We start from the raw sequence: 26,388 nt of genomic DNA, 5'->3' as shown, positions 1-26,388 counted from the left end.
ATCTATTCGTCTCTTATCTTAATATCCACAATTATTAATACAATTAAAAAAACTATGAACGAATTTTTCAAAAAACTACCTTTTATAGACCATGTTTTGAAAGGAATCGGACAGATTATGCTCCAGGAAAACAGGTGGACAGGACTTCTGTTTCTTATAGGAATCTTTATGGGAAGCTGGCAGTGCGGGGTGGCGGTATTACTTTCAACGGCAGCCGGAACTTTCACTGCAATGAAACTTAACTATGCCAAATCTGAAATCAATGCCGGACTTTACGGCTTCAGTGCGGCACTTGTAGGAGTAGCGTTGTCCTTTCTATTTGAGACTACATTGTTGATCTGGATTTTAATAGTGCTGGGCGGAGCATTGGCGGCTGTTATTCAGCATTTCTTTATTCAGAAGAAAATTCCGGTCTTTACTTTTCCTTTCATTATCATCACATGGATATTGGTATTTGCCCTCCATCATTTTACCCATATTCCACCATCTGCGATGTTGAGCAGTGAAGTGGTGCCTACAGACTATGATGACTTTCTTGCTTGTACCAATGGTTTTGGTGAAGTAATATTTCAAGGTGGAGTTGTTTCAGGAATGATCTTCTTTCTTGCCGTTTTTATCAGCTCTCCCATAGCCGCTTTATATGGATTGGCAGCCTCTATTTTGGGTGCAGGATTATCACAGTTGAACGGAGAACCTATTAAAGAAATTCACATGGGATTATTTGGTTTTAATGCCGTGCTTTCTGCTATTGCTTTTTCTGGGGTTAAAAAAACAGACGGTTTATGGGTACTTATTTCTGTTCTTTTAACTATTGCTATTGATGATCTTTTAATAGACAATCACTGTCTGGATATTGTAGGTGGAGTATTTACTTTCCCATTCGTAGCCGGAACGTGGATTACGCTTTTAATTCAGAAAGTATTCCTTAAAGCGAAAGCGTAGCTTCTGGGTTGGAGAGTTTGAAGGATTTGAAGGTTGTGGAGCTTTACGTGTGAATGTTCCCAGTCTCTCATCTCTTTGTCTATTCTCTCTCATCACTTATCTAATTTATAATTTAACTAAACAAAAAATGAAAATAACAAAAATAGCAGCCGTATTTCTGGCAATGGCATTCAGTGGAAAAATGATGGCGCAGGAAACAGAAAAACAGTTGCTGATTAAAGATGCAGATGACAAATTTCCCATTGCAGATGCTTTGGTAAAATATGACCACGGGAACAGCCATACTCATACAGCGGCAGATGGTATGTTTGCCATCCCTGTAAAGTCACTTCCTGATACCCTTGTAATCAGCCGTCAGGGATATGATGAGATAAAATGGGTGGTAACCAGCGATGAAGATAAAAATAAAGTTATTTTCTTACAGCATAAGCCGTTTCAGATTTCTGAAGTGGCCATCAATCACAGCTCGTTTTTATCAGCCATTACCAAAGTGGATCTGAATAAATTTCCGGTAAGCTCAGCGCAGGATCTGTTGAGAAAAGTTCCGGGATTGTTTATTGCACAGCATGCCGGAGGCGGAAAGGCTGAACAGCTTTTTTTAAGAGGATTTGATGCCGATCATGGTACGGACGTAAGCGTTAATGTTGACGGAATGCCGGTGAATATTGTTTCTCATGCTCATGGTCAGGGATATTCTGATCTGCACTTTGTGATTCCTGAAACCGTTAATAATATTGATTTCGGAAAAGGAGCTTATTATATGGATCGTGGAGACTTTAATACAGCAGGATATGTAGATTTTCAGACCTACAACGGGTTGAAAAACAGTATGATTAAACTGGAAGGAGGTTCTTTCAACTCAAAAAGAGTCTTGGGAATGTTCAATATTCTGCATGATGATCTGGGAAGAAAAAATGCCTATATAGCAGCAGAATACAACTATACAGACGGGCCTTTTGATGTAAAACAGAATTTCAACAGAGTCAATATTTTCGGGAAATATAACCAGTGGCTTACGGATAAAGATTATTTCAATATTCAGTTCTCAACATTCAATTCTTCATGGAATGCTTCCGGACAGATTCCGGAGCGAGCTGTAGATGAAGGAATTATTGGCAGATGGGGAAGTATTGATCCTACAGAGGGCGGTAAAACTTCCAGAACAAACCTTCAGATGAACTTTAAGCACATCATTTCTCCTTCCGAGCAGATTGATGCCATGGCTTTCTATTCAAAATATAATTTCAATCTGTATTCTGATTTTACCTTTAATTTAAAAGATAAAGACCACGGAGATGAAATTCAACAGACCGACGGAAGGAATATTTATGGTGCAGAAATAAAATATACAAAGACGTATTCCTTTGCAAACAGCTCTTTAAACTGGACTTCAGGAATAGGGTTAAGAAATGATGATATTAATACTTTACAGCTTAATCATGTCTATCACAGAGATATGCTGCTTGACAGATTATCAGATGTGACAGGAACAGAAACCAATCTTCACGCCTACTCAGGATTGGTATGGAAAACAGGAAAATGGACCATCAATCCAGCGTTGAGAGTAGATCATTTTATCTTTAATATGCACAATCTGCTGGATGTAGAACAACTGCCGTCCGGACAGTCAAAAGAAGCAACAAGGCTAAGCCCAAAATTGAACTTCTCCTACGCTCAGAACGACAATGTAATGTGGTTTCTGAAAACAGGGATGGGCTTCCATTCCAATGATCTCAGAGTAGTGGTTCCCAATAAAAACGAAAATACTCTTCCGTATTCTATCGGGGCAGATTTCGGGGTAAGATTACATCCGTTCAAATCTTTGATTATTACTCCGGCATTATGGTATATGGATCTGCAACAGGAGTTTGTGTATGTAGGAGACGATGCTGTAGTAGAACCTTCCGGGAAATCAAGACGCTTCGGTGCCGATCTTGGAGTCCGTTTCCAGCCGTTGGAAAACTTTTATCTGAATGCTGATATCAACTATTCTCATGCAAGATTTACAGAAGAAGAAAAAGGACAGGATTATGTTCCGCTGGCTCCGGTAGTAACCAGTACAGGATCTGTAAACTGGGATTTCCTGCATGGCTTTTCTTTAGGACTCCAGTATCGTTACCTTGGAGTAAGACCAGCTGTAGAGGATAACAGTATCAGAACCAAAGCTTACTTTGTAAACGATCTTATGCTTTCCTATAACCGTCAGAAGTGGGGTGCCAATATTCAGGTCAACAACCTTTTCAATGTACAATGGAATGAAGCCCAGTTTGCCACAGAAACCCAGCTAAAAGGAGAGGCAGAACCTATTACAGATCTTACCTATACACCAGGAAGTCCTTTTGGAGTGAGAGTAGGAGTGTACTATAAATTCTAAATGAATGAGTGAGAAAGTATAAGGTTTGGAAAGTTTTCGGGATACGTGTTTCGGGGGTTTTACCATTTACGCTTTAGCTTTTTCACTCTTTTACTTGCCTCCTTTGCTTTCAAATATTTTGTATAACTTTAAATAATCATAACAAGGATATGGAAGTTCTATCCAATTTTCAATATAAAAAACTTTTTCTTTCCAATATTACGGACAAGATATTAGCTAATAATGCTGATATACAGCTCTATCGGATAGAAAATTACCTTAAAGGCATTCTGATGCCGGTGATTCCGTACCGTACAACGTTTAATTTCATTATTTTCGTTACCAACGGTCATATGAGACAATACCTTGAAAATAAAGAATACTATGCTGAAAAAGGCGGGGTTATCTTTATCAAACAGGGAACAATAACAGCAACCGTAGAATTATCCGATGATATTGAAGGGTTCTTCCTTGCCTATGAAAATAATATCCTGTCTGAACAGGAACTGCCTAAGCATAAAAGCAGTATCTTTTTCATGACTCCCTTCCTGAATCTGGACAGCCTGACCTATGGAACCATTACCCAGCTTCTTCCCATTATGGAGCAGGAATTATGGTTGAATAATCTTAATATCAATGATGTAGTGGTTACGATGCTCCATCTTATTTTGATCAAAATGCTGAGTACAGATTCTGATACCCATCACAAATCTGCGACACGCCCTATGGAATTGTCCCTTCAGTTCCGGGATCTTTTGTTTAAATATCATGTGGGAGAAAAAAGAGTGGCATTTTATGCCGATAAACTGTCTGTAACAGAAAGCTATCTGAATAAATGTGTAAAAGGTGTTACCCAGAAATCCCCAAAACAATGGATTAATGAGATTGACATCAATTACAGTAAAGCATTACTTCACTCCAGTAAAGATATTGCAGAGATTGCTTACGAACTGAACTTTCATACCGCTTCCCATTTTACCCAGCTTTTTAAAAAAATTGCAGGCATTACCCCGAAAGAGTACAGAATCCAGTTTTTAAATAATAATAGGATTTCAGTTTGATGTAAAGAATATAATTTTAATATCAATGGTTAGTTTTTGCTGCGCAGGTGAATAGTCAATAGAATCCATGAAGTATAGTATAAAAATTCACTGCGAAGCAAATTCATCATTCACTATTGACCAAAAAATTCCTACATTCTCTCGTTTTCCAGAATTTTCAGAACAAGCCTTTCTTCTTGTGTCAGATCAGCTTTTCCGTCATTTTCTTCTATGATTTCAAGTTCGTCAAGGTATTTTTTGATGCTGTTGTTTTCGTAAAGATTGATAACCAGAGGATGAACGTAATACTTTTTGCAGACAGCCGAAGTATTTCCTAAATTCTCTGCAACCATCTCCAGGGCTTCTTTTACTTTCTTTTTATACTCAGTATTGTTTTCTGCATACCCTATTTCTTTAAATGCAATCAAAGCACTTACTGTTCCGGACCATGTCCTGAAATCTTTAGCTGTAAAATCTTCCCCGCTTATTTCCTTTATATAGTCATTCACCATCCCAGAATCCACAGAATGGCGGTTTCCTTCATCATCAAAATACTGGAAAAGTTCTTTCCCCGGAATATCCTTACATTTCTGAATAAGTCTTGCCAGCCTTTTACTTCTGAGATCAACGTTATGCATAATGCCTTTCTTGCCTTTAAAAGAAAATGTGATTTTCTGTCCATTTACCTTCACATGCTTGTCCTTTAAGGTAGTTAAACCAAAAGAACCGTACAGCTTTTCATAAATGGTATTACCAATACGAATATTGGTTCTTTGCATAAGACTTACAATTAAGGCAAGAATTTTCCGCTTCTCAAAATTTCTCTGAGCAAGATCCTGTTCTACCTGCAGCCGGATGTCTGGTAATGCATACCCGAACTGAAGCATCCTGTAAAATTTCGTATGATTTCTTAAAGCGCTCCAAAGAGGATGGTAGCGGTATTGTTTTCTTTTTTTGATGTCAAAGCCGGTTGCCTGAAGATGCCCGTTATCAAGGGCGCAGATCCATACATTTTCCCAGGCAGGAGGAAGTACCAGGCTGTTGATTCTTGTAATCTCTTCCTTATCCTTTATTTTTTTACCGTCTTTATAATAGGAATATTTTTTTCCTGTTTTCTTACGGGTAATTCCGGCGGTTTCTGCATCGGTGGTATATACAAGATGTACCGCCTTTGCAGAAGCTTCCGGGTCCTTCATTATTTTAACAATTTTGGAAGGCTTAAGGTGAGAAATCATCTCCAAATCTGTGTTCTTCTCCATAAAGCATGGTTAAGAGTTTTTACCCCTCGAAAAAATCAGTAAAAGAATCCCTACTATTACACAGACTAAGAGAATTCCCCACCACATTCCTGCCTTAAAAATTGTTTCTACTGCTTCACAACTTGTTAGTATCAACAAACTTAATATCGTGATACTGTAAAAGCTCCACTTTTTCATAAGATATATTATGTTGAGGTGTTAGATTCTGAGTCGGTCAGCCCTCCATTTTTTGATAGACCTTTTAATTTCATCTCCTGAGATGTTTTCATGAAGAGCTCTGTATAAAAGCTCCTTGAACTCATCGTCATAGGTAAATCTCAATGCAGCAATCTGATCAAATCTTAGTTTTTCAACAGTTTCATCTGATCTTTTATTGAAAATTTCAAAATACCGCTGCTTAAATTCAAGAATCACCATCCGGTTTTGAAGTCCCAATGCGTAATGCTGCCGTGTCATAAATGCCAGATAAAAAAGCAGAAAAATCACTATAGAAAATAAAATCCAGGTCAGCTGATTTCCAGGGTCATCCCAGATTTTATAAATTCCGAAAATCTCCAATAGGATGAGCAAAGGAAGATAAATAAAATGATGAGGTGGATAAAACTTCCTGTGGTTATTATAGTTCTGCTGTTTCATGGAGTAGAATACAGCAATAATCTTTCCAAAAATTTATTATTTTGATAATGTGGTAGTTTTTTTTAAGTGAAAATGATTTATTTTATCAAATATGTTTAACATTTTAATGAGAATATCAAAAGTGTTTTTGTGACTTTAAGGGGGAAATAATCAACATGATTTAATATAAAAACATAAAAAATCAAATTGCATATTTCCTCAAAAAGAATTCCTGATAAAATAACAGATTATTAAGTAAAATAGCCGTTAGATTTCAGCTCCCGACTTCAAATTTTTCGTAACTTTCGGTGTTTAAAAAAGAAAAGAATGACTTCAAAGGAAAAAGTTGCTGCACTTCGTGAAGAAATGCAGAAAAATAATGTTGATGCATTTATAGTATATTCTGCAGACCCGCATATGAGCGAATATCTACCTGAAGAATGGCAGGAGAGAGCTTGGTTGTCAGGTTTCCTAGGTTCCGCTGGTTTTGTGGTAGTTACCAAAGACAAAGCCGGACTTTGGACAGACGGAAGATACTTTACACAAGCCGCTATCGAGCTGGATGGTTCAGGAATCGATCTTTTCAAAGACGGTATGGAAGGAACTCCTAATTATATTGACTGGATCATTTCAGAAATCCCTTCTGGTGGTAAAGTGGCAGTAAATGCTTTAGCAGCTTCTAATGCCAACTGGGAACTGCTTTCTCAGAAATTTAATTCAAAAAATAGTACGTTAGTAGATTTTCCGCTTTTAAAAGAAGTTTGGAAAGAAAGAGGAACGCCGTCTGCCAACCCAATTTTTGTGCATCCGGTAGAAAGAGCAGGTAAATCTGTTTCTGATAAAATTGCTGCCATCCGCCAGAAAATGGAAGATCAGGAAGCTACCGTACACATCATATCAAGTCTGGATGATGTAGCATGGACAGCCAACCTGAGAGGAAGTGATGTAGAAAGCAACCCTGTATTTTTAGGGTATATTGTAATTACTAAAAATGATGCGGTTCTCTTCACAGGATTAGAAAAAATGGAAGTAGGGGCAAGAAAGCAAATGGATGATTCCTTTGTGAAAATGATGCCTTACGAAGAATTCTACAATTACCTGAAGACTTTCAAAAATGAAAAAGTACTGGTTTCTCCCAACAGCAACCAACAGATTTTTGAAACATTAAAAACAGACAACCAGTTTATTAAAGCTCCGGTTCCTGGTAACCTGATGAAAGCACAGAAAAACGAAACTGAGCTTGAAGGTTTCAGAAAAGTAATGGTAAGAGACGGAGTGGCTATGGTGAAATTCCTTTATTGGTTAACTCACAATGCCGGAAAAGAAGCCATGAATGAATATTCTATCGGACAAAAACTGAGAGGCTTCCGTGCAGAAGGAGAAAACTTTGTGGGAGAAAGCTTTGGTTCAATCGTAGGATATAAAGATAATGGTGCCATCATGCACTATTCTGCCAAAAAAGAAGGAAGTAAAGAAGTTACTAATGAGGAAACCATCCTGGTAGATTCAGGAGGTCAGTACCTTGAAGGAACTACAGATATTACAAGAACTTTCGCCTTAGGAACACCTTCGGAAGAGTTTAAAAGAAATTCAACATTAGTATTACAGGGATTGATCCGTTTATCAATGGTAAAATTCCCGAAAGGTACGAAAGGAGTACACCTTGATGCTATTGCAAGACTTCCGTTATGGATGGAAGGCAAAGATTTCAACCACGGAACAGGACATGGGGTAGGAAGCTTCATGAATGTACACGAAGGACCGCAAAATATCAGAAAAGACCTGAACCCTCAGGAACTTCTTCCGGGTATGGTATGTTCAAACGAACCTGGATATTACCTTGAAGGACATTACGGAATTCGTCACGAAAACCTGATTGCAGTAAAAGAAGCAGAAAAAACAATTCACGGAACGTTCTATGAATTTGAAACATTGACATTCTGCCCGTTCTTCAAAGATACAGTAACGAAAGAAATTCTTTCAGAAAGTGAAATCGCATGGTTGAATGGTTACCATAAAACATGTGAAGAAAAACTTGCTCCTTATTTGGAAGGAGAAGTTAAAGAATGGTTCCTGCAATTGGTAAGTCCTCTTTAATAAAGAAAAGTCAGGGTTTAAAGTAAATGAAATCATTGCTTTATATCTTGATTTTTAAACATCAAACAAAAGAATTGTTAGATAAACCAAAGTCCTGTAAGGTATTTCCTGCAGGGCTTTTCTTTTTATACAACCGTATTTTTACGGATATAATTCTAGGGATTCTACTGATGGATAAAAAACAGTGTTGACCTATCTTTGTTACAACAAAACATCATTCATATCTTCATAAATAACTCAAGTAAATTCAAAACGGTGATCATCTCGTCCTGAGATGATTTTTTTTTTGCTGTTAATTGAAGTTTGTATGGGTTATACATTCGCTTAAAAAGGATCAATGGAATTGATCTTATCTTTGCTCACTTAAAATAAAATCTTAGAAAAAATGAAAACTTTGCGTTTATAAAGCATGTTGCATTCATCTTTTATCTATTTTCGTGTTTCATTAGAATGCACTTAATTTGAAGAATGATGATACGTGATTACTTTCAAAGCTTTAATCTGTTTTCAGAGGATGAAATTGAAGAATTTCTGAAATTTTCCGAGGTAAGACTCGTTAATAAAAATGATTATTTTATACAGGAAGGAGAACTTTGCAGAGAAGTAGGATTGGTGAAATCCGGTATTTTCCGTTCCTTTTATACTTCAGATGAAGGAAAAGACATGACCTATTGCTTTAGGTTTCCCAATCATATGATCGCTGCCTATTCATCATTTATTTCAGGATGTCCCAGTAAAGAAAGTATGCAGGCTATTACCAATGCAGAGCTGATTATTCTTAAAAAAGAAGCAGTAGATGAGCTGGTAAAGAATAGCATTAACTGGACAAAATTTTTAAAGATTATTGCAGAACAGGAATATCTTGAACTTGAAACACGCTTTTTTCAGCTTCAGAGAGACAGCGCAGCGCAGCGGTATGAAACATTATTAAAGAATCATCCTGATTACATTCAGAAAATTCCATTACAGTATTTATCTTCTTACCTGGGAATTACACAAAGGCATTTGAGCCGTATCAGAAAGGAAGTTTCTTTTTAGACATTTGTCCTGTTCATTGCAATCCGAGCGCTATACTTTTGTCAAAAAAAGTTATGGAGCAAAATATTTTAATCATTGGAGGAAATGGATTGGTTGGTAAAACTATTTCCCGCATTCTGAAATCAAGAAACCCTCATCTTACTGTTTATATTGGAGGACGAAAAGGAGGACAAACGGATAAGCACCTGAAAATTGATGTCACAGATCCTTCTACTTTTAAGGTTATTCTGGAAAAAAAAATAAACCTCATTATTCTTTCTGTGAATGATAAAGAAGATTATGTACTTCGTTTTGCCATTGCCAATCATATAGATTATCTGGATATTACAAAACCTACTCCGGCATTGGTAAAAGCTTATGATATTGCAGGAAAAGCAGATGTGAACAGCAGAATTGTCTTCAGTTCAGGATGGATGGGCGGAATCGTACCGGGATTGGTCAATACCCTTTCCAATTCAGATGATATTGAGGAAGTAAAGGTATTTGTGTATTATTCTGTAAAAGATCTGGCGGGAGAGAGCTCAGCCCATTTTATGGCAGAAAATGTAGCCGTTCCTTTTGTGCATTATAAGAATGATAAGCCTGTTTCTATCAGACACTTTTTAAACACAGAATCTTTTAAATTCTCTTTTGGAATAGGAGAGAGAAGCGCTTATAACTTTGATGTGCCGGATCTCTATATTCTTAATAAAGTAGAACGGATTCCCGGAGTAAGTGTAAAAATGACTTATAACTCGAAATTCATTACCTGGCTGCTGGGATCTTTTCAATACCTGAGAATCTTTAATATTTTATCATTAAAAGAAAGAAAAATGATCTTTGGATCTAGCGGAAACGGAGATCAGTCTGTGTTTGAAATTGTGGTAAAAGATAAAGAAGGTCAGAAGAAACTGAGCTTACGAAGCATGAAAGGGCAGGCCGAACTTACCGCTTTATCTGCTGTTCTGCATACCGAAGAACTGCTGAGAAATCCGCATGAAAACAATGTTTATTTCAGCCATCAGCTGCATGAACCTTTAGCATTAATGGCGCAGCTTCATACCTATGAAACCATCAACATTAATGTCACACAATGAAAAAAATAGCAATTATCAACGGACATCCCAATAAAGATTCTTTCAACTTTGGAGTGGCAGAAGCTTACAGGGCAGGAGCCGTAGAAACAGGTGCAGAAGTAAAGGAAATTGTCATAAGAGAGTTGAAATTTAATCCTAATCTGCAGTTTGGCTACCAGAAAAGAATGGAGCTTGAGCCGGATCTGATGAAAGCGTGGGAAATTATTCAGTGGGCTGACCATTTGGTTTGGATACATCCTGTCTGGTGGGGAGGATTTCCAGCCGTGATGAAAGGATTTATAGACCGCCTTTTCTTACCGGGAATGGCCTATAAATTCCGTGAGAATTCTGTGTGGTGGGACAAGCTTTTAAAAGGTAAAACAGCCCATATCATTACTACATTAGATCAGCCAGGTTGGTATTACCGTCTGTTTTTTGGCAGACCCAGCGTCAATCAGCTTAAAAAATCCATATTGGAATACTGTGGCGTAAAACCTGTAAAACTGACTTATATCGGAATCATCCGAAATTCTAAAGATGAGCAGCGGGTTCAATGGTTAAGAAAAGTGAAGGAATTAGGGAAGAAACAGAAATAATTTAAATTTTAGGATGTAGTAATGATAACTTTATCCGTCAATAATTTTCTATTGTCGGATAAAGTTTCATTGTTACAGTGAAAATATCAACTGTTTGCCGTTTCTCACAATCCTTTTTTTCCTTCAATCCAATACGCTTGTGATTTTATACATTTGGGTGAAACTCCTCTGGCTTTAAGAAATTTCCTGATCAGAGACATTCGTTCTCCATTTCCGGTAAGGTAGAAAACAGCATCATCATTATAGATAGCTTCTTTTTCTTCCCTCAGAAAATCATTCAGCGCTTCAATCATTCTCATAGTATTGTTTTTTGGACAATGATAGCCGTATAAATTCAGTTTTTCAAGAGCAGAGCACTCTTCCAGTTCATGAAGACAGATAAATAAAGAATCATTTTCCTCCACAGCTTCTTTGATTGAAAGAGAACTTCCCAGTGAGGTTTCGTCCCCCACAGAAAAATGAATTTTCGCATCGGGAGCAAAAAATTGTTTTCCTCTGGGCATTAAAAGTTTTATGGAATCTCCGGGAGATAGCTGGGTCACAAAATGGCTTCCGGCAGCAGAAGAGTCATGCAGATGAAATAAAACATCAAAAGTTCCTGCTTCCTGGTTGAAGTTGAAGGGAGAATAATTCCGGAAATCACGCCCGTTGATTCTTATCCCAATTGCATAGGCAGGTTCGTAAGAAACATCCTGTAAATCTGTTTTAAAACGTATGAGACGAAGATCATTCGTAATTTTTTCTATATGGATAACGGTGCAGTCTTTAAATTTTGAGGACCAGACATTTTCTACTGTGTCATTGATCCATTTTGGTAAGCTCGGCATAAATGATTTTTATTGCAAAGGACGTTGCAAAATCAGAAAATACCGATAGCTGTTTCGTGGGAATAATTGGACTATTCGTGGTTAATGTTTGTTATGATGTAGGTTCCGGAATTCTGATGGAGATTGGTCTTCCAGTTTGGAAAATAAGCGGCTAAAATAAGTGTGATCGCTATATCCAAGCTCATAAGCAATCTCTTTTACACTTAGGCTAGTAAATACCAACAATCTTTTAGCTTCAATTAAAATTTCCTGGTGAATCCAGTGCTGCGCAGGCTTCCCGGTTGCTTCCCGGACAGCCTCCGTCAAATATCCTCTTGTAATATTTAAAATCTCTGCATATTCGGATGGACTTTTCGAGGTTTTAAAATCCTTCCTAACCAAGCTTCTGAATATTCTGGATAGTTGTAAAGTCCGGTTTTCACTGGAAGCAGGAGATTGATTATTTCGGGAATAGATCAGAGCAAACATTCCCAGGAACGCATTAAGCAATGACTGTACAACCAGAAATCCTTCTTTAGAGGAAAGCATCTCATCTGTATAAGAAGCATGGAGCATACCGGCTGTGGTATTTATTTCTTTAATGAGGCTTTTATCTATCAATAGTGGCTGTATTTCACTCAGAGATTCATCAAAAAAAGAACGCACCGTATCAGGAACAAGCTCTGCTTTTACAGCCACAAACCATCCGCAAACGTCTTTCATCAAAAGCCCCTGATGTACCTGTCCCGGCAATACACAGAAAATACCGGAATCTTTTGATTCAATCATTTTAAAATCTACCATCATTTTTACATGGCCGCTTTCCATACAGGTGAAAATATAATGACTGTCCCGGTGTATTCCTTTATCCAAAAGAATATCCTCAGCATCCTGAGTACGCTCATCCATTCTTTTGACATGGAATTTGTGGTGAGAAATGCCGTTTAAATCATACGTAGGAATTGTCTGCTTCATCTGTAAACCTGTTGTTATGAGGATAAATACGCAACCGTAAAATTACGTATTTTCACGGTTTTACATCCGGTATATTAATCTCAAATTCGCGGTGCATAGTGATGATGCTTTCTTCAGATCAGATTTTATATGAATATACACCGGAATTCGGAACAGAAAGAAACCTGTTCCGGATTCTATTTCGCTTTTGAAAATGCCATTTTTATAGCCAGATAGGTCAAGACACTTGCCATAAACCACTTCTGAACCTTTACCCAGACCGGATTGTTGGAAAAGAATAGCGCAACTCTTGCTGCTGTTAATACAATGATAAAGTTAATACTGAAGCTGATCAATACCTGAATAACTCCAAGTTCAAGGCTCTGTGTGAATACGGAACCATACTCAGGTTTGATAAACTGAGGGAAGAAAGACAGATAAAATACAGCCACTTTCGGATTTAATACATTCGTTAAAAAACCAATGGTGAAAAGCTTTTTAGGGCTGTCATGAGTTCCTGTCTTATCTACATCAAAAATATTCCTGCTCTTTGGTTTAATGGCCTGATAAGCTAAGTATAAAAGATAAACAGTTCCTAAACCTTTAAGAACGGTATAAGCCAATGGAACGGCAAGCAAAACAGCAGTCAGCCCAAAAGATACCATGATAATGTGGAATAAAAAACCGCATACCACTCCGGCTAAGGAGATAAACCCGGACTTTTTTCCCTGTGTTATCGATTTTGAAATCAGGTAAATCATATTTGGACCTGGACTGATCACTAAAATGAGTGCTGCCAGGATGAAAAATATAAGTTCGTGAAATGGAATCATTGGTAGTTGGTATTTAAATGAGAGTATTCCCGGCACAAAGATACAGACTGTACCTGATCTAATTTTATAAAAAATTGAGCAAATATTAATTTTTACTCAATTAAATTTTATTTTCCACTTGAATGTGATTTAAAAATAAATACCAGTCTGTTTTTTTTGTAATTTCAACACATAAAATAATTATCATTCACAAATAAATACTATCATGACTACTGAAAACATCTTTGAAGCCATCAGAAAATGGAAAAATCTTATTGATTCTTATAAAAACGGAATTGATACAAATGGGGCAGAAATTTTGAATTTTTTAAATCAGGGAACTCATTTCAGTGTTTCGGGTGAGAATATTGAACAATGGAAAAATAATCTTGGAACCGAAGAACTCAAGAGAATTCATGCGTATGTAGGCATTGATGGTGGTCATTTGAAATTTTTCCTGATTGATTCTAAAAGTGATAAAGATGCTAATTTTAGTAACATCATTATTAAAGAGTTTTCCCGCAATTTCAGTGAAGAAAAGATGGAAAGCAGAAATGACTTTGAGGTGAATCCTCCGCCCATTACTTCCGAATCAGCCATTAACCGTAATTTCAGATGGAACATGTTTGGTACTGCGTGGCTGCAGGCTCAGAAAACAGAAGATATTTTTCAGCTGATTTCTATTCCATTTTCAGATTATGACAGAATGGGAATTACTGGAGGACAAACCTGTACCAGTTTCTTCGGGCTTACTGATGATCTGGAGAAAAAAGATCCGGAGTTTCCTTATCATATCGAAATTATTACTGTGAAAAGCCTGGCGGTAAATCATATGAGTGAGACTGCAGAAAATTATTCCACGCCAAGACCTCCTTTTACCATTGATACTCTTAATGATTATCAACTTTTGAAGCAAAGCACCAGTGTTTTCGTATAACAGCTTATCCCTGTATTTACAAATTATTATTAACCTGGTCTTATGCACAGGATTGATTGTATTGGTAAAAGAAGGGATAAAAACAAAAATCCCTGTGATTGTGCTTCTTTCAGGTGAGTTTTTGCTGGAGCTCACGGACTTGGCAAACCGGCTGATGAAATTAAATACACTCAACATCTACAATTATACACTGAGCCAGTTTTTTGGTTTGATGATTCTTACCGTGATCTATAGTAACTATTATATCCAGCTTTCCCGTGAGGTAAGATGGGCTATCTACGGCTATGCAGTATTGACATTCATTACTAATATATTGTATGTACAAAACGGCAATCTGATTACTTTTTATTCCAATATTGTGACCAGTGTTATTATTTGTAGTTATGCAGCCTCTTATTTTATGAAGATTATCAAGGAGGGCAGGGCAGAGAAGAATATGTTTATTGTGAACGTTATTGTGTTTCTGTTTTTTTCTATTGAATGTATCATTTCTACTACCTTTAATTTCTTAATCAGTAACCATCTGAATTGGGTCGCTCCTATCTGGCTTTTCAGAGGCTTCTTGTTATTATCTTTTTATATTGCTTTTATTAATCTGGGATGTGGCGTTGGGAAAATCAGGATCAGATAGTTCTATGGATATGGATTGGTATTGCATTGTTTTTTTTAACAACGGTATTCATTACGTTATTGGTTATTAATTATTTAAAAAGTATTAAGAAAAACAAACAGAAAGTCTCTCAGCTTGTCCGGAATACGAAAAAGGAATATTGGGAGAACATGCTGCTTTTACAGGAACAGGACAGAGAGCGACTGGCAGAAGAACTTCATGATAATATTATCTCACAGCTGAACCTCATCCGTTTGAATCTTACGGATAAAAATTCTGAAGAGCTCAATCATGATTTAAAAAGATCCATGCAGCTGATACGGGAATTATCCCATAATCTTACACCGCCGGACCTCGATGAGATTGAACTGGCAGATTTAATTGCAGATTATCTGGAACAGGTTAATAAAAATATAGAGGTCATTTTCCGCCAAATCACCATAAAAACACAGATCAGCAACCCTGTAAAACTGAATCTTTTCAGAATTGTACAGGAACTGATTACCAATATTTTGAAACATGCTGAAGCCACCAGAGTAGATGTATCTTTGAGAATATCCCTAAATTATCTGATGCTGACCATAGAAGATAACGGGCGGGGTTTTATCATGGAAACCCATTCAGGAGGTATTGGGCTGAGAAATATTCAGTCACGAGCACAAAAAATTGAAGCAATCTATAAACTTAAAACACAGCCTGAAAAAGGAACAAAATTCATAGCCTGTATGGCAATACAATAAAAATAAACATGGAACACACAAAAATTAAAATCGGAATTGTAGATGATGATCTGCTGTTTGTACAGCTTTTGAAAAATTATATCGATAATAATGGGGATTATCAGGTTATACTGACCTCAACAGGCGGTTATCAATTTCTAACCGAGGATTCCGGGGCTTTAGATATTCTGATTCTGGATCTGAGAATGACAAACGGTGATGGCCTTGAAGTAATGTCCGAACTGGCTAAAAGGGAAACTGAAACAAAAATCATTGTTCTTTCCAGTTTTTACCGCCGTTCCTTTATGGGACAGATGCTGAAAATGGGAGCCCATGCTTTTTTGCCCAAAGAAATTGAATTGGAAGAATTATTGGCTGTCATCAAAACCGTTCATCACACAGGACATTATTTTTCAAATGATCAGATTGACGTTATGAGAAGCCAGCTTTCCAATAAGCTTCCGGAGTTTCATGCCTTTTCTAAAAATGAGCTTACCGACAGGGAAATTGATGTTCTGCGACTGGTTTGCCAGCAGATGAGTACTAAGGAAATTGCAGATTCTCTTTTTATTTCTCCTAAAACGGTAGAAACCCATAAAACCAATCTGATGATCAAAACAGGAGTGAAAAATATGGCGGGACTTGTTATTTACGCGGTGCAGAATCAGGTGATAGATCCGAACGAAATCGTATTATTTGATAAATAGATTGTATCCAAAAAAGAATCAGGGAGCACATGAATGTACTCCCTGACCACAAGAAATCTAAAAATACACTATAATTTAGGATTCAATACTTTAGCAATAGAAACCGCATCTGCTACAGTGTCCAGGCTATAGATCTGCAGAATACCCTGAGTGGTAGCTGCCTGACCTAAAATGTTTTGCTGGTTTTGTGCATTCACTGCATTTTCAAACATGATTCCTGTAGAATGAGCAGCGGATTGATATACGTTACTTAAAGCCATTGCAGGAGATTCTGCTACTACTTTTACGTTCGATTGCGTTACTGCGTCTGTGATTTGTTCGTTTACTGGCATAATGATTATTGTTTATTTGGGTTAAAGAACAACCAGGTTTTCAGGTTATTCGGATAATGGTATTTAAGCTTTTCGCAAAAATGGATTATGGATTAAGAATTTTGGCCATAGAAACCGCGTCTGCTATAGTATCCAGGCTATAGATCTGTGCAATTCCTTGTGTAGTAGCTGCTTGATTTACAATGTTCTGTTGGTTTTGTGCGCTCACCGCATTTTCAAACATAATTCCCGTAGAATGGGCAGCCGTTTGATATACGTTGCTTAAAGCTACTGCAGGAGATTCTGCAACTACCTTTACGTTCGATTGCGTTACTGCGTCTGTGATTTGTTCGTTTACTGGCATAATGATTATTGTTTATTTGGGTTAAAAACAACCGGATTTTCCGGTTGCTCGGACAATGGTATTTAAGCTGTTCGCAAAAATGAATTACGGATTAAGGATTTTCGCCATAGAAACAGCATCAGCAATGGTATCAAGACTGTAGATCTGAGTGATTCCCTGTGTAGTCGCTGCCTGAGTGACAATGTTTTGTTGGTTTTGTGTATTTACTGCATTTTCAAACATGATTCCTGTAGAATGTGCAGCTGACTGATATACGTTGGCAAGTGCCATTGCTGGAGATTCTGCTACTACTTTTACGTTGGATTGAGTTACTGCGTCTGTGATTTTTTCGTTTACTGGCATAATGATTATTGTTTATTTGGGTTAGAATAACCGGTTCTTCCGGCTTTTAAAAAGTTTTTATTTGCGGTCTGCAAAAATGAATTAAGGTTTAAGGATTTTAGCAATTGAGATGGCATCAGCTATGGTATCTTTACTGTAGATTTGAGTGATCCCTTGTGTAGTAGCTGCTTGCGTTACGATGTTGTGCTGATTTTGAGCAGTCATCGCATTTTCAAACATAATTCCCGTAGAATGGGCAGCAGACTGATACACATTACTCAAAGCCATTGCAGGAGATTCTGCCACTACCTTTACGTTCGATTGGGTTACTGCATCTGTGATTTGTTCGTTAACTGGCATAATGATATTGTTTATTTAGGTTAAAAAACGACCGGGTTTTCCGGCTGAGCATTACTTTTTATCAAAAAAGTCTAAAATTAAGGCTTAAGAACCTTGGCAATAGAAACTGCATCTGCTACCGTATCCAGGCTGTAGATCTGCAGAATACCCTGAGTGGTAGCTGCCTGACCTAAAATGTTCTGTTGGTTTTGTGCATTCACTGCATTTTCAAACATAATTCCTGTAGAATGGGCTGCAGATTGGTACACGTTGGCTAAAGCCATTGCAGGAGATTCTCCTACTACTTTCACGTTCGATTGCGTTACTGCGTCTGTGATTTGTTCATTAACTGGCATAATTGTTTTTGTTTTTGTTGAGATCTGATCTCGGTTAATAATTATTGAGGTAAACTAGTTTTCTATTTTATTTTAAACTCACTACAGATCCTGCAGATGAATACATTTCAAAAGCATTGGTATTGACAGGTTGTAAGTGATTGGATCTGAAGGATGGCTCTGAATACAATGATTGAAACCCTATCTGTAAAATCTGCGTGAGTTTTAAAGCATATATTTTGATAAAAAGGATGCGGTTTTTATTTTTAATATCTGTCTTAAAAATAAATTTCTACTGCAGGTATGCTGGCAATGCTGGATTCCTTTGGGCTAAAGATGGATTCTGAAAAATTGCTTCTGTACACAGACAGCATCTGAAAGGCGGTGTAAGATAAATGTTGACCTGATTGTATATATATGGAGGGCACCGGATTTCATCTTAACAGAGGATATAAACCGCATCCGTGGTTGTGTGGAAACCGGAACTAAAAACGTCCCTTCCTAATGGTCTCCAATTCTTTTATTTTCATATTCTTTGGACTCATTTTTTTTACTCCCATGACATAGCTGCTGATGGCGGTCATGTTATTTCGTTGCTGGTTCAAGGCAGAATTGATCTGCATTGCACCCGTAGAATGTGCACTTACCTGTGTTGAAATAGCGTTAGGTACAGCGGTAGACATTCCCATAACTATGGTATCAATTTCGTTCATACTATTATCTGTTGGTTTTGATGTTTTTATGGACGGATATTACCAAATCTGGCACTCAGCTTATTCATTCTGTCCATTATTTTGAGTTCTTTCTCCTTTACCTTTGCCGTAGATGCCTCCTGAAGTCTTTTCAATTGTTCTTCGTAGTTCATCATGGGAGCATCAGCCTGGGCTGGGGCGGCGGCAGTCTGTACCTGAGGAACTTCTTGCTGTTTCACGGCTTCTTCCAGCTTTTCCAGCAGTGGAGCCAGTGATTTCATCGTTTCTTTGATGGCTTTATCCCTGATATAAGTAATGATCTCATCTTCATGTCTTAAAACAAAAGGCATGATTTCTTTTTCGATGATTTCAGGTTCCGTTACAGGGATCGGAGGTTTGTGAGCGGGGGCCTTCTTGCGGATTCTTCTGCGCATAAGTACTGTTTTATAAAGTTGAAAAATGAGCGTTTACTTTACAGCAGATAATTAATAAATGCCGCCGCAGCCCTCCAGTCGTGGTTAATATCTTTTACTACATTATAACCAGTTATCTCTAAAGCTATACACGCTGAAATAGCAGTAGCTGACAACATTTCTTTTAACTGATTGGGAGGAAGGGTAAGGATATAATCATCCGGAATTACAGGAAGCCTGCCGTTGTTTGGAGGGTTTTCATTCACTACAATACTCAGGATTTCCTGGAAATAATGCGCAATCAGTTTAGAAGCCTGGAATTCCAGTTCTCTTTTTAATTCAATTATTTCTTCCTGGCTTACCAGTTCGGCAATAGCAGCTACATCCACATCATGTACCGAATACTGGGCTTCTCCCGTATCAGATGGCGTAATCGTGATATCAGTTTTAAGAATCCACTTTGCCTTTTCAAGATTAATCGTAAGAAGTTTTGAATCAAGATCTGAAACTGCAATTTCGTTTAAGGTGGTAAAAGGTAAAATTCTCACATTACAATAAAAAGCTTTTGGATCATCCAGTTTCACCATGATGACTGCAATTCCCGTTGATCTATCTATAGGTTCCACTACAAAAGACTGGAAATGATTGTATCTTTTATTTCCTCTGTTGATGCAGTTGACCAGTCTTATAGCAGGCTGAATATTAATGTTTGAGGTCTGAAGATTAAATATAACTCGCTCTGCATTATGTTCTGTCTTTTTCACATCAGCACTTCTCGTGTCAAAATAAGAAATATCACTGCTTCGGGTCAGGTAAAGTCGTTCATTTAAATCATTTAAATTTTCTAGATTTAAAATTTTGGCGGGTTTGGTTGTTGAAGAATAATTCATATTTTATTTATTTTAATTTTTTCAAGGAGTTGGCTTATTATTGTTTTTTTCTTTCGGTTAACTTCAGGTTCTACTGAAGGAATTACTGCTTCCTTAATCTCTGGTTTTACGAGTGGCTGTGTCAGTTTTACTGACTTTAATACTAATTTTCCCCCATGATCAGCCGTGATAAAGCTTTTTCTCATACCTTCCTTTTCTGATGAGATTTCTTCCGGAACCGGATCTACCTGTTTTTTTTTTCGGGATCTTCATTCTCAGGAGAAACTTCCGTAAACGAGGGAGGAGAAGGAAGAGCCACTGGAACCGGAGGCGTGTTGACATTATAAATAGTATTGGAAATCTTAGCCTTCACTTCAGCATATTCACTTACCATTTTGAATAAATCCTTCATCATTTCATTTCCTTTCCCTGCATCCTGGCCTTGCAGATGCTCTGCCATCTGAGTGGAGGTTTCCTTACTGCCCGGTGCCGGCCCGAAAGTCGTTCCATACGTCAGTAGATTATTGGCCAATCTGCTTAATGCAATCAAACCTACCTGCTCAAATCCTTTCAAAAAAGACTGTAAATCCTGAACCATCATTCCTGTAGACTGTTCTATCATTACTTTTGTCACTCCGGTCATTGGGGAAGCCTTAGGCGGGGCCAGTACCTCATTGTTCACAAATACTACAGCTTTCTCCGCCGGAGTGGTAGCATTTGCTGCCTGGGATTGTTGGGTTTCACTGTTGTTTTCACTCATGATCGTAAGGTTTTATATTATCCTTTTAAAATTTTAATGGCATCTGCAACAATCGCAGGGTTGAGCTGGTTCAAGTTCTGCTGATTCGTTACAGAATTCTGAATGGAAATTCCACTGGCATGGGTGGCCATCTGGTAAAGCATACTCATAGCCTGTGCGGGAGACTCACCAAGTACGGTAACATTGGTCTGCGTTACTGCATCTGTAGTCTGGGTGTTTACTGTTTCTGCCATATTCTGGTTTTAATGGGTTATTATTATTTTTATTTTCAAGCCTCTTTTTTCAAAGATTTTCTTTCAACTCAACCTTAATAGTATTTCTTGATTAAGTCTTAACTGTGAGACTGTTGATCTCTTTTGTCTGATACAAATTTCATCAAACGAAATAAATCTTCATTAAGGGAAAAAACTGAATTTTAAAAAATAAGGGAATTCTCCTACGAGTGAAATTTTTAGATAAAACATTGGATTTACTAAATAATAGAATCCGGAAAAATAAACCAGAATCTATAAGTGTATTTAATCATCATGAATGCATGATACACAAATACACTGTCTGCCGATACGGGTAAACCCTGAATTTCTAAAAATGGGTGGATCCCCTCTACTTAGCCGGGAGCTTTACCTTGAAATTTGTTCCCTAACGTAATAATAAACGATATGCCAAGAAATAAGACAAAAAAGAAAGCAGGTGCTTCCAATACCGATGATGCTAATCGCAGGCCAGCACCAAGACCAGAACCACAACGTGACCCTAAGCCTAAAGTTAAAGTACTTACCCAACCCGGTTATGCTACAGGTGATATGTTTGGGATTGCCGCGGCTTTAATTGATGATGAGGAACTTCATGTTGTCATCTCGAAAGGCGACGGTAGTCTTACAGATCATACGGATAAAGCAGATTCTATAAAAAAATTCTATGAAGATTCCGGAATAAGTGAGGACAGGATACATATTGTAAAAGTAAGACAGCTAAGGGGAGCCGGTAATAGAAAATTAGAAAATGAAGCACACAAGTATAAACGAAGAGGATATATTAAAGGGGTAAACTATGGAACAGATTACATTGCCAGAAAATACTCACCGGAATTAAGGGGTAAGCTAAAAGAAAGATGGAAGGTAAATATCAGTAACGATGAAAATGAGGCTATAAAAAGATGGCTGGAACAAAAAGGAATCCCTACCAGTGGAAACAATTTGCTTATTTTATGGTCACGTTTCAGTGGGAAAGGAGGAGATATTCATATAGAACACGATACCAGCTATACAGGAATCAGGCAGATTGTTTATAGAGTAGCAGATATGTATGATGCGATTATTATTACCGGAGACAAAGGCTATGTGAAAGAGAAAGGATCTAAGTTTGATGATATTGTCAATGATGTCAAAAGTACTATTCATCCTTCCAAAGTATTCAATATCACCGAATTCTGGGATGACAAAACACCATCTTTATTAGCATGGGGAGGTGATACGCGTTTTGGACAGTTTAAGCTGTATGAGTACTTTGAGAAAAACTTTACCCATGTAAAGCATCTGGGCTTCAGAAGCGGTAACCTGGAAGTGATGGCGATGTTAGGATACACGGTAAGGTATATGGAAGAAGAGGGAAGTGAGAGTGGTCGCAGAATGCTTGCCTGGAAGAAGGTAAATGGAGGCAAAACCCAAAAAGGAGGAGATGCCACCGGATACGAACGCTTACTGTTGAGTCAACCTCCAACACGATCAGGCAAATTTCTTCAGGAAAGAATAAGGGAAATCAATAAGAAAACTGCAGAAGAAAAGGCTAAGACAAGAGATGAAAAAGAAAAGGAAGCAATAGAGAAAAACGCTGGAAAGGAAAAAAGAGATTATATAGGACCGCATTTTGCTCCACGTAAGAAAGATGGAACAACCCCAACTCCCATATCAAAAGAAGAGAAAAGTAAATATTTGGAAGGATTTAATGATGATGATATGAAGACTATTCTCACATTCTTACGGCCAGAGCGCTGGATCGATAAAGAAATTACTTATAACCCTATCATTCCACAGAAAAGAAAAGATTACACAAAACTGTTGGAAATTGCCAATTAAACAGTAAGCCCGAACTTCACTGATATTTCAAAAAAAACAGTCTTCTACGCAGAAGGCTGTTTTTTTGACTATAATGTTATGCAGAAACAAGAGCATCTTCAGTACCTCTTTCAGGTAATTCTTTTCTTTTCCTCCAAAAGAAATAAGCTACAACAGCAGTTGCAATGGGCAGAGCAATACCAAACTCATCAATATAATAATTGGTGTTTCCCGTATCTACAGTAAGCGGTGTAAAAATAGACTGTATAAAAAGGTTGTGGCTAGCATGTAAAATAGCACCAGTCCATAAACTCCCGGATTTTAATCGCAGCCAGGTGAAAATGAAGCAGGATGCAAATATCATCACTGTAAAACATAAAAGAGCCAGCCACTTGGGCCCGCCCGTGTTGTAATTGGAAAACAGCAGAAGAGGATAATGATAAATAGCCCATATAAGACCCATCCAAAGAGAGGTAGCAGTATAAGAATTGATCTTAGCCAACTGCGGAGTAAGAAGACCCCGCCAGCCTATTTCCTCACCCAATGCTGAGCCCACAGAACGCACCATACCAAAGCTGCTCATCAGAATGACATACAGGATGATGGTCTGACCATCAGAAAGATTCCAGCCCATCCCTTTACCAGCTTCTGCTACAAACTCATGATTATAAAATCCGCCAGCTCCACTGATCCAAATGATGAGATAAGGAACAAAAGCGTAAACAATAGGAATACAGTAAGCTATGATCTGGTATTTCGTAAGTCCCCATTTCCAGCCCAGAGAAGAAACAGGAATTTTTCGGATACGGCAGGTAAGAAGTGCCGCAATAGCCGGACACCACATTACAATGGTAGCGTAAGATATAATTCCGCCACCCAGCTTGCCGGTACGAATACACATATAATACACTGGAAGACAAAAAAGCAGGGTAAGGCACAGATAAGTGGCAATATTTTTCCTGATTTCGGATTTGGATATTGTATTTTCAATAAACTGATCTGGTGTTGAAGTTTATAAACGGTTGAAAAATAGAAGGTTATTTTTAAATAAAAATACACTTATTTCTTATATGAATAATAATTTTAGCATTGTTCAATTTAAAAAAAGAGGTCTTCTGTTTTTAATAATGGAAAACAGTAAATTAGCCAAAACATTTTTTTTCCGAATTACTAGAACATGTCCAGACTAAAAGCGATAAGAGAACAAAAAAATCTGACTCAGGAAGAGCTGTCAGAAAAATCAAAAATTTCTGTAAGAACCATTCAGCGCATAGAATCCGGAACAGAACCTAAGGGACATACTTTAAGAGCGCTGGCGCAGACTTTGGAAATAGAGGAGTCTTTATTACTGCAGGAAGAAACCATCATTTCCCAGGAAAATGATGAGGTAAAAATAGAAACCGCAGAAGAAGCTGAAACGGTCAATTATTCTTTGGTTAAAATGATCAACCTTTCCTCCTTATTATTTGTGGTAGTACCGCCATTAAATATTCTGGCTCCCTTTCTGCTGATGTTTATCATGAAGCAGAGGAACAGCCTCATTAAACAGATTGTCTCTTTGCAGATGTTTTGGACTGCTATGGCACCCATTGTCTTTATGCTCGGTATCTTTTTAAAGCTCGGAAAACAGTTTACTCTTATCCTTATGATCCTTATTGTGCTGTCTAATGTATTCATGATCCTCCGAAATACCGCAGAGATTGATCGTAAAAAGAGATTATATTTTAAACTGAAATTCAGCATGTTATAATTTATGTCGTGGCTTTGTCGGGTTTTTGTCGGGTTCATTTTTATTTGAAAAACAAAATGAAATTGAATCTTTGTCAAAAAAATAACAATGACAAAATCAGCACGGTTTATCCTTCCTTTTTTTATTCTGTTGATGAATATGTTTTATGCACAGACAGAAAAAACAGATGCTCTTTACAAAACAATTCTATCAAAAGACAGCCTGTTTTTTTCAGAAGGTTACAATACCTGTAACATTGGAAAGATGGAAAGTATGTTAAGCGATGGGTTTGAATTTTATCATGATAAAGGCGGTTTTGAGGACAAAAAGAAATTCATTATTGATTTTAAAAACGGATTGTGCAAGTCTCCGGAAACCTATCAGTTAAAAAGAGTCTTAGTGGATAAAAGTACCGAGATTTATCCCATGTATAAAGAGGGAAAGATCTATGCAGCTATTCAGAATGGAGATCATTTGTTTTATGAAAAGGTAGGAGATCAGGCTGAAAAATTAGTCGGGGAAGCAAAATTTACCCATCTGTGGATCCTGGAAAATGCTGAGTGGAAACTTAAGAATTCATTGAGTTTTGATCACCATCCTAAGCAGACTACCGATAGTGACACAATGTTTGATAACGACCAGTCGATGCAAAGCTGGCTGAAAGAAAATAATATTCCAACTCTTGGATTAGGAATTATCGAAGGAGGAAAGCTACAACAGATAAAAGTTTTCGGAGATACAAAAAAAGGAGTTTTAGCTCCCGTGAATGCTTATTTTAACGTAGCATCCCTTACTAAACCTGTCACTGCAATGGTAGCATTAAGACTGATAGGTCTTGGAAAGTGGAAACTGGATGAACCTCTTGATTCCTATTGGACAGATCCTGATATCTCTAATGACCCGAGACATAAAAAACTGACCACTAGAACAGTTTTAACCCATCAGACAGGCTTCCCAAACTGGAGATGGATGAATACAGACAAAAAACTGAACTTTCAGTTTGATCCCAGTACAAAATACCAATACTCAGGAGAAGGCTTTGAATACCTTCGGAAAGCAATGGAAAAGAAGTTCGGAAAATCACTGGACCAACTTGCGCAAGAATTGATTTTTCAGCCTCTCAAAATGCATAACACCAACTATATCTGGGATCAGAACACAGATGAATCAAGATTTGTGACAGGATATAATGAAAAGGGAAATCCATATCCAATAGAAAAAATTAAAACGGCAAATGCTGCCGATGATCTGCATACTACGATTGAAGATTACGGAAATTTTATGATCAGTGTTATGAAAGGGAAAAATCTGAAGCCGGAAGTCTTTCAGGAAATGACCAAAAAACAGGTCAACGTAAAAGAAGGTAAATATTTCGGATTAGGCTTTGAAATCTATGATCTTGGAAATGGGGAATATGCTTTATCCCACGGTGGAGCAGACCAGGGAACAAGATGTATTGCCATTGTGCTGCCCAATTCTGGAAAGGGGATTGTAATATTTACCAATGTAGATGATGGCTACAAAGTGTATGAAAAACTGGTACTTCATTACCTGGGAGAGCAGGGACAAAAAATTATTAAGATAGAAACTAAATAACTATTTATGCTGTAATAAATCTTTGTATATTCGGGTATTAATCTGAAAACAAATGAAATAACATA

General features: G+C 37.5%; 31 protein-coding genes. 14 read left to right on the top strand and 17 right to left on the bottom strand.

Annotation, left to right across the window (positions count from 1 at the left end):
• Positions 1-54 precede the first annotated feature (54 nt).
• The 3 genes from AC57AW_RS19045 to AC57AW_RS19035 all read left to right on the top strand — a co-directional run bounded on the left by AC57AW_RS19045 (position 55) and on the right by AC57AW_RS19035 (position 4,356).
• Positions 55-942 carry an urea transporter gene (locus tag AC57AW_RS19045; protein WP_496353149.1) on the top strand — a complete coding sequence of 296 codons (888 nt, stop codon included), beginning with the start codon at positions 55-57 and terminating at the stop codon, positions 940-942.
• A gap of 127 nt (positions 943-1,069) precedes the next feature.
• Entirely contained in the window at positions 1,070-3,316 is a 2,247-nt protein-coding gene (locus AC57AW_RS19040) for a TonB-dependent receptor (protein ID WP_496353148.1), read from the top strand.
• 149 nt (positions 3,317-3,465) lie between these two features.
• On the top strand, positions 3,466-4,356 hold the full coding sequence (locus tag AC57AW_RS19035; RefSeq protein WP_496353147.1) for a helix-turn-helix domain-containing protein: 891 nt from the start codon (positions 3,466-3,468) through the stop codon (positions 4,354-4,356).
• Between the two features lie 131 nt (positions 4,357-4,487).
• Here AC57AW_RS19035 and AC57AW_RS19030 read toward each other — a convergent pair whose 3' ends face one another.
• Together AC57AW_RS19030 and AC57AW_RS19025 are read right to left on the bottom strand one after the other, a co-directional pair.
• Entirely contained in the window at positions 4,488-5,594 is a 1,107-nt protein-coding gene (locus AC57AW_RS19030) for a DNA topoisomerase IB (RefSeq protein ID WP_496353146.1), read from the bottom strand.
• A 198-nt stretch (positions 5,595-5,792) separates the two neighbouring features.
• Positions 5,793-6,230 carry a DUF6526 family protein gene (locus AC57AW_RS19025; RefSeq protein WP_496353145.1) on the bottom strand — a complete coding sequence of 146 codons (438 nt, stop codon included), beginning with the start codon at positions 6,228-6,230 and terminating at the stop codon, positions 5,793-5,795.
• A gap of 306 nt (positions 6,231-6,536) precedes the next feature.
• On the opposite strand from AC57AW_RS19025, the gene AC57AW_RS19020 reads away from it, so the two are divergent.
• From AC57AW_RS19020 to AC57AW_RS19005, 4 genes are all read left to right on the top strand, one after another.
• Positions 6,537-8,306: an aminopeptidase P family protein gene (locus AC57AW_RS19020; RefSeq protein ID WP_496353144.1), complete on the top strand. Its 1,770-nt coding sequence runs from the start codon at positions 6,537-6,539 to the stop codon at positions 8,304-8,306.
• 471 nt (positions 8,307-8,777) lie between these two features.
• The gene (locus tag AC57AW_RS19015) at positions 8,778-9,344 is read left to right on the top strand and encodes a Crp/Fnr family transcriptional regulator (RefSeq protein WP_496353892.1); all 567 of its coding nucleotides are present in this window, start codon (positions 8,778-8,780) and stop codon (positions 9,342-9,344) included.
• A gap of 53 nt (positions 9,345-9,397) precedes the next feature.
• Positions 9,398-10,420 (top strand): saccharopine dehydrogenase family protein, encoded by a 1,023-nt coding sequence (locus tag AC57AW_RS19010; protein ID WP_496353143.1) that lies wholly within the window; start codon positions 9,398-9,400, stop codon positions 10,418-10,420.
• Entirely contained in the window at positions 10,417-10,995 is a 579-nt protein-coding gene (locus AC57AW_RS19005; protein WP_496353142.1) for an NAD(P)H-dependent oxidoreductase, read from the top strand. Before AC57AW_RS19010 ends, AC57AW_RS19005 begins: the two co-directional genes overlap by 4 nt.
• Before the next feature lie 104 nt (positions 10,996-11,099).
• Here the strand turns inward: AC57AW_RS19005 and AC57AW_RS19000 are convergent, their stop codons facing one another.
• The 3 genes from AC57AW_RS19000 to AC57AW_RS18990 all read right to left on the bottom strand — a co-directional run bounded on the left by AC57AW_RS19000 (position 11,100) and on the right by AC57AW_RS18990 (position 13,588).
• On the bottom strand, positions 11,100-11,822 hold the full coding sequence (locus AC57AW_RS19000) for a siderophore-interacting protein (RefSeq protein WP_496353141.1): 723 nt from the start codon (positions 11,820-11,822) through the stop codon (positions 11,100-11,102).
• A gap of 81 nt (positions 11,823-11,903) precedes the next feature.
• Positions 11,904-12,776 (bottom strand): helix-turn-helix domain-containing protein, encoded by an 873-nt coding sequence (locus AC57AW_RS18995; protein ID WP_496353140.1) that lies wholly within the window; start codon positions 12,774-12,776, stop codon positions 11,904-11,906.
• A gap of 176 nt (positions 12,777-12,952) precedes the next feature.
• Positions 12,953-13,588 carry a LysE family translocator gene (locus AC57AW_RS18990; protein ID WP_496353139.1) on the bottom strand — a complete coding sequence of 212 codons (636 nt, stop codon included), beginning with the start codon at positions 13,586-13,588 and terminating at the stop codon, positions 12,953-12,955.
• A gap of 205 nt (positions 13,589-13,793) precedes the next feature.
• On the opposite strand from AC57AW_RS18990, the gene AC57AW_RS18985 reads away from it, so the two are divergent.
• The 4 genes from AC57AW_RS18985 (at position 13,794) to AC57AW_RS18970 (ending at position 16,540) form a co-directional block, all read left to right on the top strand.
• Positions 13,794-14,504: a hypothetical protein gene (locus AC57AW_RS18985; protein ID WP_496353138.1), complete on the top strand. Its 711-nt coding sequence runs from the start codon at positions 13,794-13,796 to the stop codon at positions 14,502-14,504.
• Positions 14,505-14,658: 154 nt separating this feature from the next.
• Positions 14,659-15,135: a hypothetical protein gene (locus tag AC57AW_RS18980; protein WP_496353137.1), complete on the top strand. Its 477-nt coding sequence runs from the start codon at positions 14,659-14,661 to the stop codon at positions 15,133-15,135.
• Positions 15,105-15,854 (top strand): sensor histidine kinase, encoded by a 750-nt coding sequence (locus AC57AW_RS18975; protein ID WP_496353136.1) that lies wholly within the window; start codon positions 15,105-15,107, stop codon positions 15,852-15,854. The genes AC57AW_RS18980 and AC57AW_RS18975 overlap by 31 nt, the downstream gene beginning before the upstream one ends.
• An 8-nt stretch (positions 15,855-15,862) precedes the next feature.
• Positions 15,863-16,540, top strand: coding sequence for a response regulator transcription factor (locus AC57AW_RS18970; protein WP_496353135.1), 678 nt, complete (start codon positions 15,863-15,865; stop codon positions 16,538-16,540).
• A 68-nt stretch (positions 16,541-16,608) separates the two neighbouring features.
• Here the strand turns inward: AC57AW_RS18970 and AC57AW_RS18965 are convergent, their stop codons facing one another.
• The 11 genes from AC57AW_RS18965 to AC57AW_RS18915 all read right to left on the bottom strand — a co-directional run bounded on the left by AC57AW_RS18965 (position 16,609) and on the right by AC57AW_RS18915 (position 21,177).
• Entirely contained in the window at positions 16,609-16,872 is a 264-nt protein-coding gene (locus tag AC57AW_RS18965) for a RebB family R body protein (RefSeq protein WP_047378387.1), read from the bottom strand.
• An 85-nt stretch (positions 16,873-16,957) separates the two neighbouring features.
• A complete protein-coding gene (locus tag AC57AW_RS18960; protein WP_488842331.1) occupies positions 16,958-17,215 on the bottom strand; it encodes a RebB family R body protein in 258 nt (85 codons plus the stop codon).
• Between the two features lie 84 nt (positions 17,216-17,299).
• The gene (locus tag AC57AW_RS18955) at positions 17,300-17,557 is read right to left on the bottom strand and encodes a RebB family R body protein (RefSeq protein WP_047387826.1); all 258 of its coding nucleotides are present in this window, start codon (positions 17,555-17,557) and stop codon (positions 17,300-17,302) included.
• An 81-nt stretch (positions 17,558-17,638) separates the two neighbouring features.
• Entirely contained in the window at positions 17,639-17,896 is a 258-nt protein-coding gene (locus AC57AW_RS18950) for a RebB family R body protein (protein WP_077418520.1), read from the bottom strand.
• Positions 17,897-17,973: 77 nt separating this feature from the next.
• Positions 17,974-18,231 (bottom strand): RebB family R body protein, encoded by a 258-nt coding sequence (locus tag AC57AW_RS18945; RefSeq protein WP_496353134.1) that lies wholly within the window; start codon positions 18,229-18,231, stop codon positions 17,974-17,976.
• A gap of 464 nt (positions 18,232-18,695) precedes the next feature.
• Positions 18,696-18,923, bottom strand: coding sequence for a hypothetical protein (locus AC57AW_RS18940; protein ID WP_496353133.1), 228 nt, complete (start codon positions 18,921-18,923; stop codon positions 18,696-18,698).
• A 26-nt stretch (positions 18,924-18,949) separates the two neighbouring features.
• Positions 18,950-19,336, bottom strand: a complete 387-nt coding sequence (locus tag AC57AW_RS18935) for a hypothetical protein (RefSeq protein WP_496353132.1) — start codon at positions 19,334-19,336, stop codon at positions 18,950-18,952.
• 38 nt (positions 19,337-19,374) lie between these two features.
• Positions 19,375-20,205, bottom strand: coding sequence for a hypothetical protein (locus AC57AW_RS18930; protein WP_318847116.1), 831 nt, complete (start codon positions 20,203-20,205; stop codon positions 19,375-19,377).
• Positions 20,202-20,390, bottom strand: a complete 189-nt coding sequence (locus tag AC57AW_RS18925; protein WP_223599393.1) for a hypothetical protein — start codon at positions 20,388-20,390, stop codon at positions 20,202-20,204. The genes AC57AW_RS18930 and AC57AW_RS18925 overlap by 4 nt, the downstream gene beginning before the upstream one ends.
• A gap of 38 nt (positions 20,391-20,428) precedes the next feature.
• Positions 20,429-20,944 carry a hypothetical protein gene (locus AC57AW_RS18920; RefSeq protein ID WP_318847117.1) on the bottom strand — a complete coding sequence of 172 codons (516 nt, stop codon included), beginning with the start codon at positions 20,942-20,944 and terminating at the stop codon, positions 20,429-20,431.
• A 17-nt stretch (positions 20,945-20,961) separates the two neighbouring features.
• On the bottom strand, positions 20,962-21,177 hold the full coding sequence (locus AC57AW_RS18915; protein ID WP_034697211.1) for a RebB family R body protein: 216 nt from the start codon (positions 21,175-21,177) through the stop codon (positions 20,962-20,964).
• 426 nt (positions 21,178-21,603) lie between these two features.
• Between AC57AW_RS18915 and AC57AW_RS18910 the strand changes: the two genes are divergently transcribed.
• The gene (locus tag AC57AW_RS18910) at positions 21,604-23,019 is read left to right on the top strand and encodes a hypothetical protein (protein WP_496353131.1); all 1,416 of its coding nucleotides are present in this window, start codon (positions 21,604-21,606) and stop codon (positions 23,017-23,019) included.
• 76 nt (positions 23,020-23,095) lie between these two features.
• Here AC57AW_RS18910 and AC57AW_RS18905 read toward each other — a convergent pair whose 3' ends face one another.
• Positions 23,096-23,899 carry a CPBP family intramembrane glutamic endopeptidase gene (locus AC57AW_RS18905; protein WP_496353130.1) on the bottom strand — a complete coding sequence of 268 codons (804 nt, stop codon included), beginning with the start codon at positions 23,897-23,899 and terminating at the stop codon, positions 23,096-23,098.
• Positions 23,900-24,175: 276 nt separating this feature from the next.
• Here AC57AW_RS18905 and AC57AW_RS18900 point away from each other — a divergent pair, with 276 nt between their 5' ends.
• Together AC57AW_RS18900 and AC57AW_RS18895 are read left to right on the top strand one after the other, a co-directional pair.
• Positions 24,176-24,748 carry a helix-turn-helix domain-containing protein gene (locus tag AC57AW_RS18900; protein WP_496353129.1) on the top strand — a complete coding sequence of 191 codons (573 nt, stop codon included), beginning with the start codon at positions 24,176-24,178 and terminating at the stop codon, positions 24,746-24,748.
• Positions 24,749-24,835: 87 nt separating this feature from the next.
• A complete protein-coding gene (locus AC57AW_RS18895) occupies positions 24,836-26,323 on the top strand; it encodes a serine hydrolase domain-containing protein (RefSeq protein WP_496353128.1) in 1,488 nt (495 codons plus the stop codon).
• Positions 26,324-26,388 lie beyond the last annotated feature (65 nt).

The organism is Chryseobacterium sp. BGA-UO-ETr-SB22 (genome assembly GCF_059567885.1).
The sequence above is the reverse complement of the archived record's forward strand: the minus strand, read 5'-3'. Positions and strand labels throughout refer to the sequence as shown.

What these genes read in the sequence shown, in the direction of transcription:
- AC57AW_RS18915 (WP_034697211.1), bottom strand. Translation starts at nt 21,177, where the DNA reads ATGGCAGAAACAGTAAACACCCAGACTACAGATGCAGTAACGCAGACC.
- AC57AW_RS19005 (WP_496353142.1), top strand. Translation starts at nt 10,417, where the DNA reads ATGAAAAAAATAGCAATTATCAACGGACATCCCAATAAAGATTCTTTC.
- AC57AW_RS19015 (WP_496353892.1), top strand. Translation starts at nt 8,778, where the DNA reads ATGATACGTGATTACTTTCAAAGCTTTAATCTGTTTTCAGAGGATGAA.
- AC57AW_RS19020 (WP_496353144.1), top strand. Translation starts at nt 6,537, where the DNA reads ATGACTTCAAAGGAAAAAGTTGCTGCACTTCGTGAAGAAATGCAGAAA.
- AC57AW_RS18965 (WP_047378387.1), bottom strand. Translation starts at nt 16,872, where the DNA reads ATGCCAGTAAACGAACAAATCACAGACGCAGTAACGCAATCGAACGTA.
- AC57AW_RS18925 (WP_223599393.1), bottom strand. Translation starts at nt 20,390, where the DNA reads ATGAGAAAAAGCTTTATCACGGCTGATCATGGGGGAAAATTAGTATTA.
- AC57AW_RS18935 (WP_496353132.1), bottom strand. Translation starts at nt 19,336, where the DNA reads ATGCGCAGAAGAATCCGCAAGAAGGCCCCCGCTCACAAACCTCCGATC.
- AC57AW_RS19035 (WP_496353147.1), top strand. Translation starts at nt 3,466, where the DNA reads ATGGAAGTTCTATCCAATTTTCAATATAAAAAACTTTTTCTTTCCAAT.
- AC57AW_RS18910 (WP_496353131.1), top strand. Translation starts at nt 21,604, where the DNA reads ATGCCAAGAAATAAGACAAAAAAGAAAGCAGGTGCTTCCAATACCGAT.
- AC57AW_RS18995 (WP_496353140.1), bottom strand. Translation starts at nt 12,776, where the DNA reads ATGAAGCAGACAATTCCTACGTATGATTTAAACGGCATTTCTCACCAC.
- AC57AW_RS18955 (WP_047387826.1), bottom strand. Translation starts at nt 17,557, where the DNA reads ATGCCAGTAAACGAAAAAATCACAGACGCAGTAACTCAATCCAACGTA.
- AC57AW_RS18905 (WP_496353130.1), bottom strand. Translation starts at nt 23,899, where the DNA reads ATGTGTATTCGTACCGGCAAGCTGGGTGGCGGAATTATATCTTACGCT.
- AC57AW_RS18980 (WP_496353137.1), top strand. Translation starts at nt 14,659, where the DNA reads ATGAAATTAAATACACTCAACATCTACAATTATACACTGAGCCAGTTT.
- AC57AW_RS18960 (WP_488842331.1), bottom strand. Translation starts at nt 17,215, where the DNA reads ATGCCAGTAAACGAACAAATCACAGACGCAGTAACGCAATCGAACGTA.
- AC57AW_RS18895 (WP_496353128.1), top strand. Translation starts at nt 24,836, where the DNA reads ATGACAAAATCAGCACGGTTTATCCTTCCTTTTTTTATTCTGTTGATG.
- AC57AW_RS18950 (WP_077418520.1), bottom strand. Translation starts at nt 17,896, where the DNA reads ATGCCAGTTAACGAACAAATCACAGATGCAGTAACCCAATCGAACGTA.
- AC57AW_RS19010 (WP_496353143.1), top strand. Translation starts at nt 9,398, where the DNA reads ATGGAGCAAAATATTTTAATCATTGGAGGAAATGGATTGGTTGGTAAA.
- AC57AW_RS19040 (WP_496353148.1), top strand. Translation starts at nt 1,070, where the DNA reads ATGAAAATAACAAAAATAGCAGCCGTATTTCTGGCAATGGCATTCAGT.
- AC57AW_RS19045 (WP_496353149.1), top strand. Translation starts at nt 55, where the DNA reads ATGAACGAATTTTTCAAAAAACTACCTTTTATAGACCATGTTTTGAAA.
- AC57AW_RS18900 (WP_496353129.1), top strand. Translation starts at nt 24,176, where the DNA reads ATGTCCAGACTAAAAGCGATAAGAGAACAAAAAAATCTGACTCAGGAA.
- AC57AW_RS18930 (WP_318847116.1), bottom strand. Translation starts at nt 20,205, where the DNA reads ATGAATTATTCTTCAACAACCAAACCCGCCAAAATTTTAAATCTAGAA.
- AC57AW_RS18940 (WP_496353133.1), bottom strand. Translation starts at nt 18,923, where the DNA reads ATGAACGAAATTGATACCATAGTTATGGGAATGTCTACCGCTGTACCT.
- AC57AW_RS18975 (WP_496353136.1), top strand. Translation starts at nt 15,105, where the DNA reads ATGTGGCGTTGGGAAAATCAGGATCAGATAGTTCTATGGATATGGATT.
- AC57AW_RS19030 (WP_496353146.1), bottom strand. Translation starts at nt 5,594, where the DNA reads ATGGAGAAGAACACAGATTTGGAGATGATTTCTCACCTTAAGCCTTCC.
- AC57AW_RS18985 (WP_496353138.1), top strand. Translation starts at nt 13,794, where the DNA reads ATGACTACTGAAAACATCTTTGAAGCCATCAGAAAATGGAAAAATCTT.
- AC57AW_RS18970 (WP_496353135.1), top strand. Translation starts at nt 15,863, where the DNA reads ATGGAACACACAAAAATTAAAATCGGAATTGTAGATGATGATCTGCTG.
- AC57AW_RS19000 (WP_496353141.1), bottom strand. Translation starts at nt 11,822, where the DNA reads ATGCCGAGCTTACCAAAATGGATCAATGACACAGTAGAAAATGTCTGG.
- AC57AW_RS19025 (WP_496353145.1), bottom strand. Translation starts at nt 6,230, where the DNA reads ATGAAACAGCAGAACTATAATAACCACAGGAAGTTTTATCCACCTCAT.
- AC57AW_RS18945 (WP_496353134.1), bottom strand. Translation starts at nt 18,231, where the DNA reads ATGCCAGTTAATGAACAAATCACAGACGCAGTAACGCAATCGAACGTG.
- AC57AW_RS18990 (WP_496353139.1), bottom strand. Translation starts at nt 13,588, where the DNA reads ATGATTCCATTTCACGAACTTATATTTTTCATCCTGGCAGCACTCATT.
- AC57AW_RS18920 (WP_318847117.1), bottom strand. Translation starts at nt 20,944, where the DNA reads ATGAGTGAAAACAACAGTGAAACCCAACAATCCCAGGCAGCAAATGCT.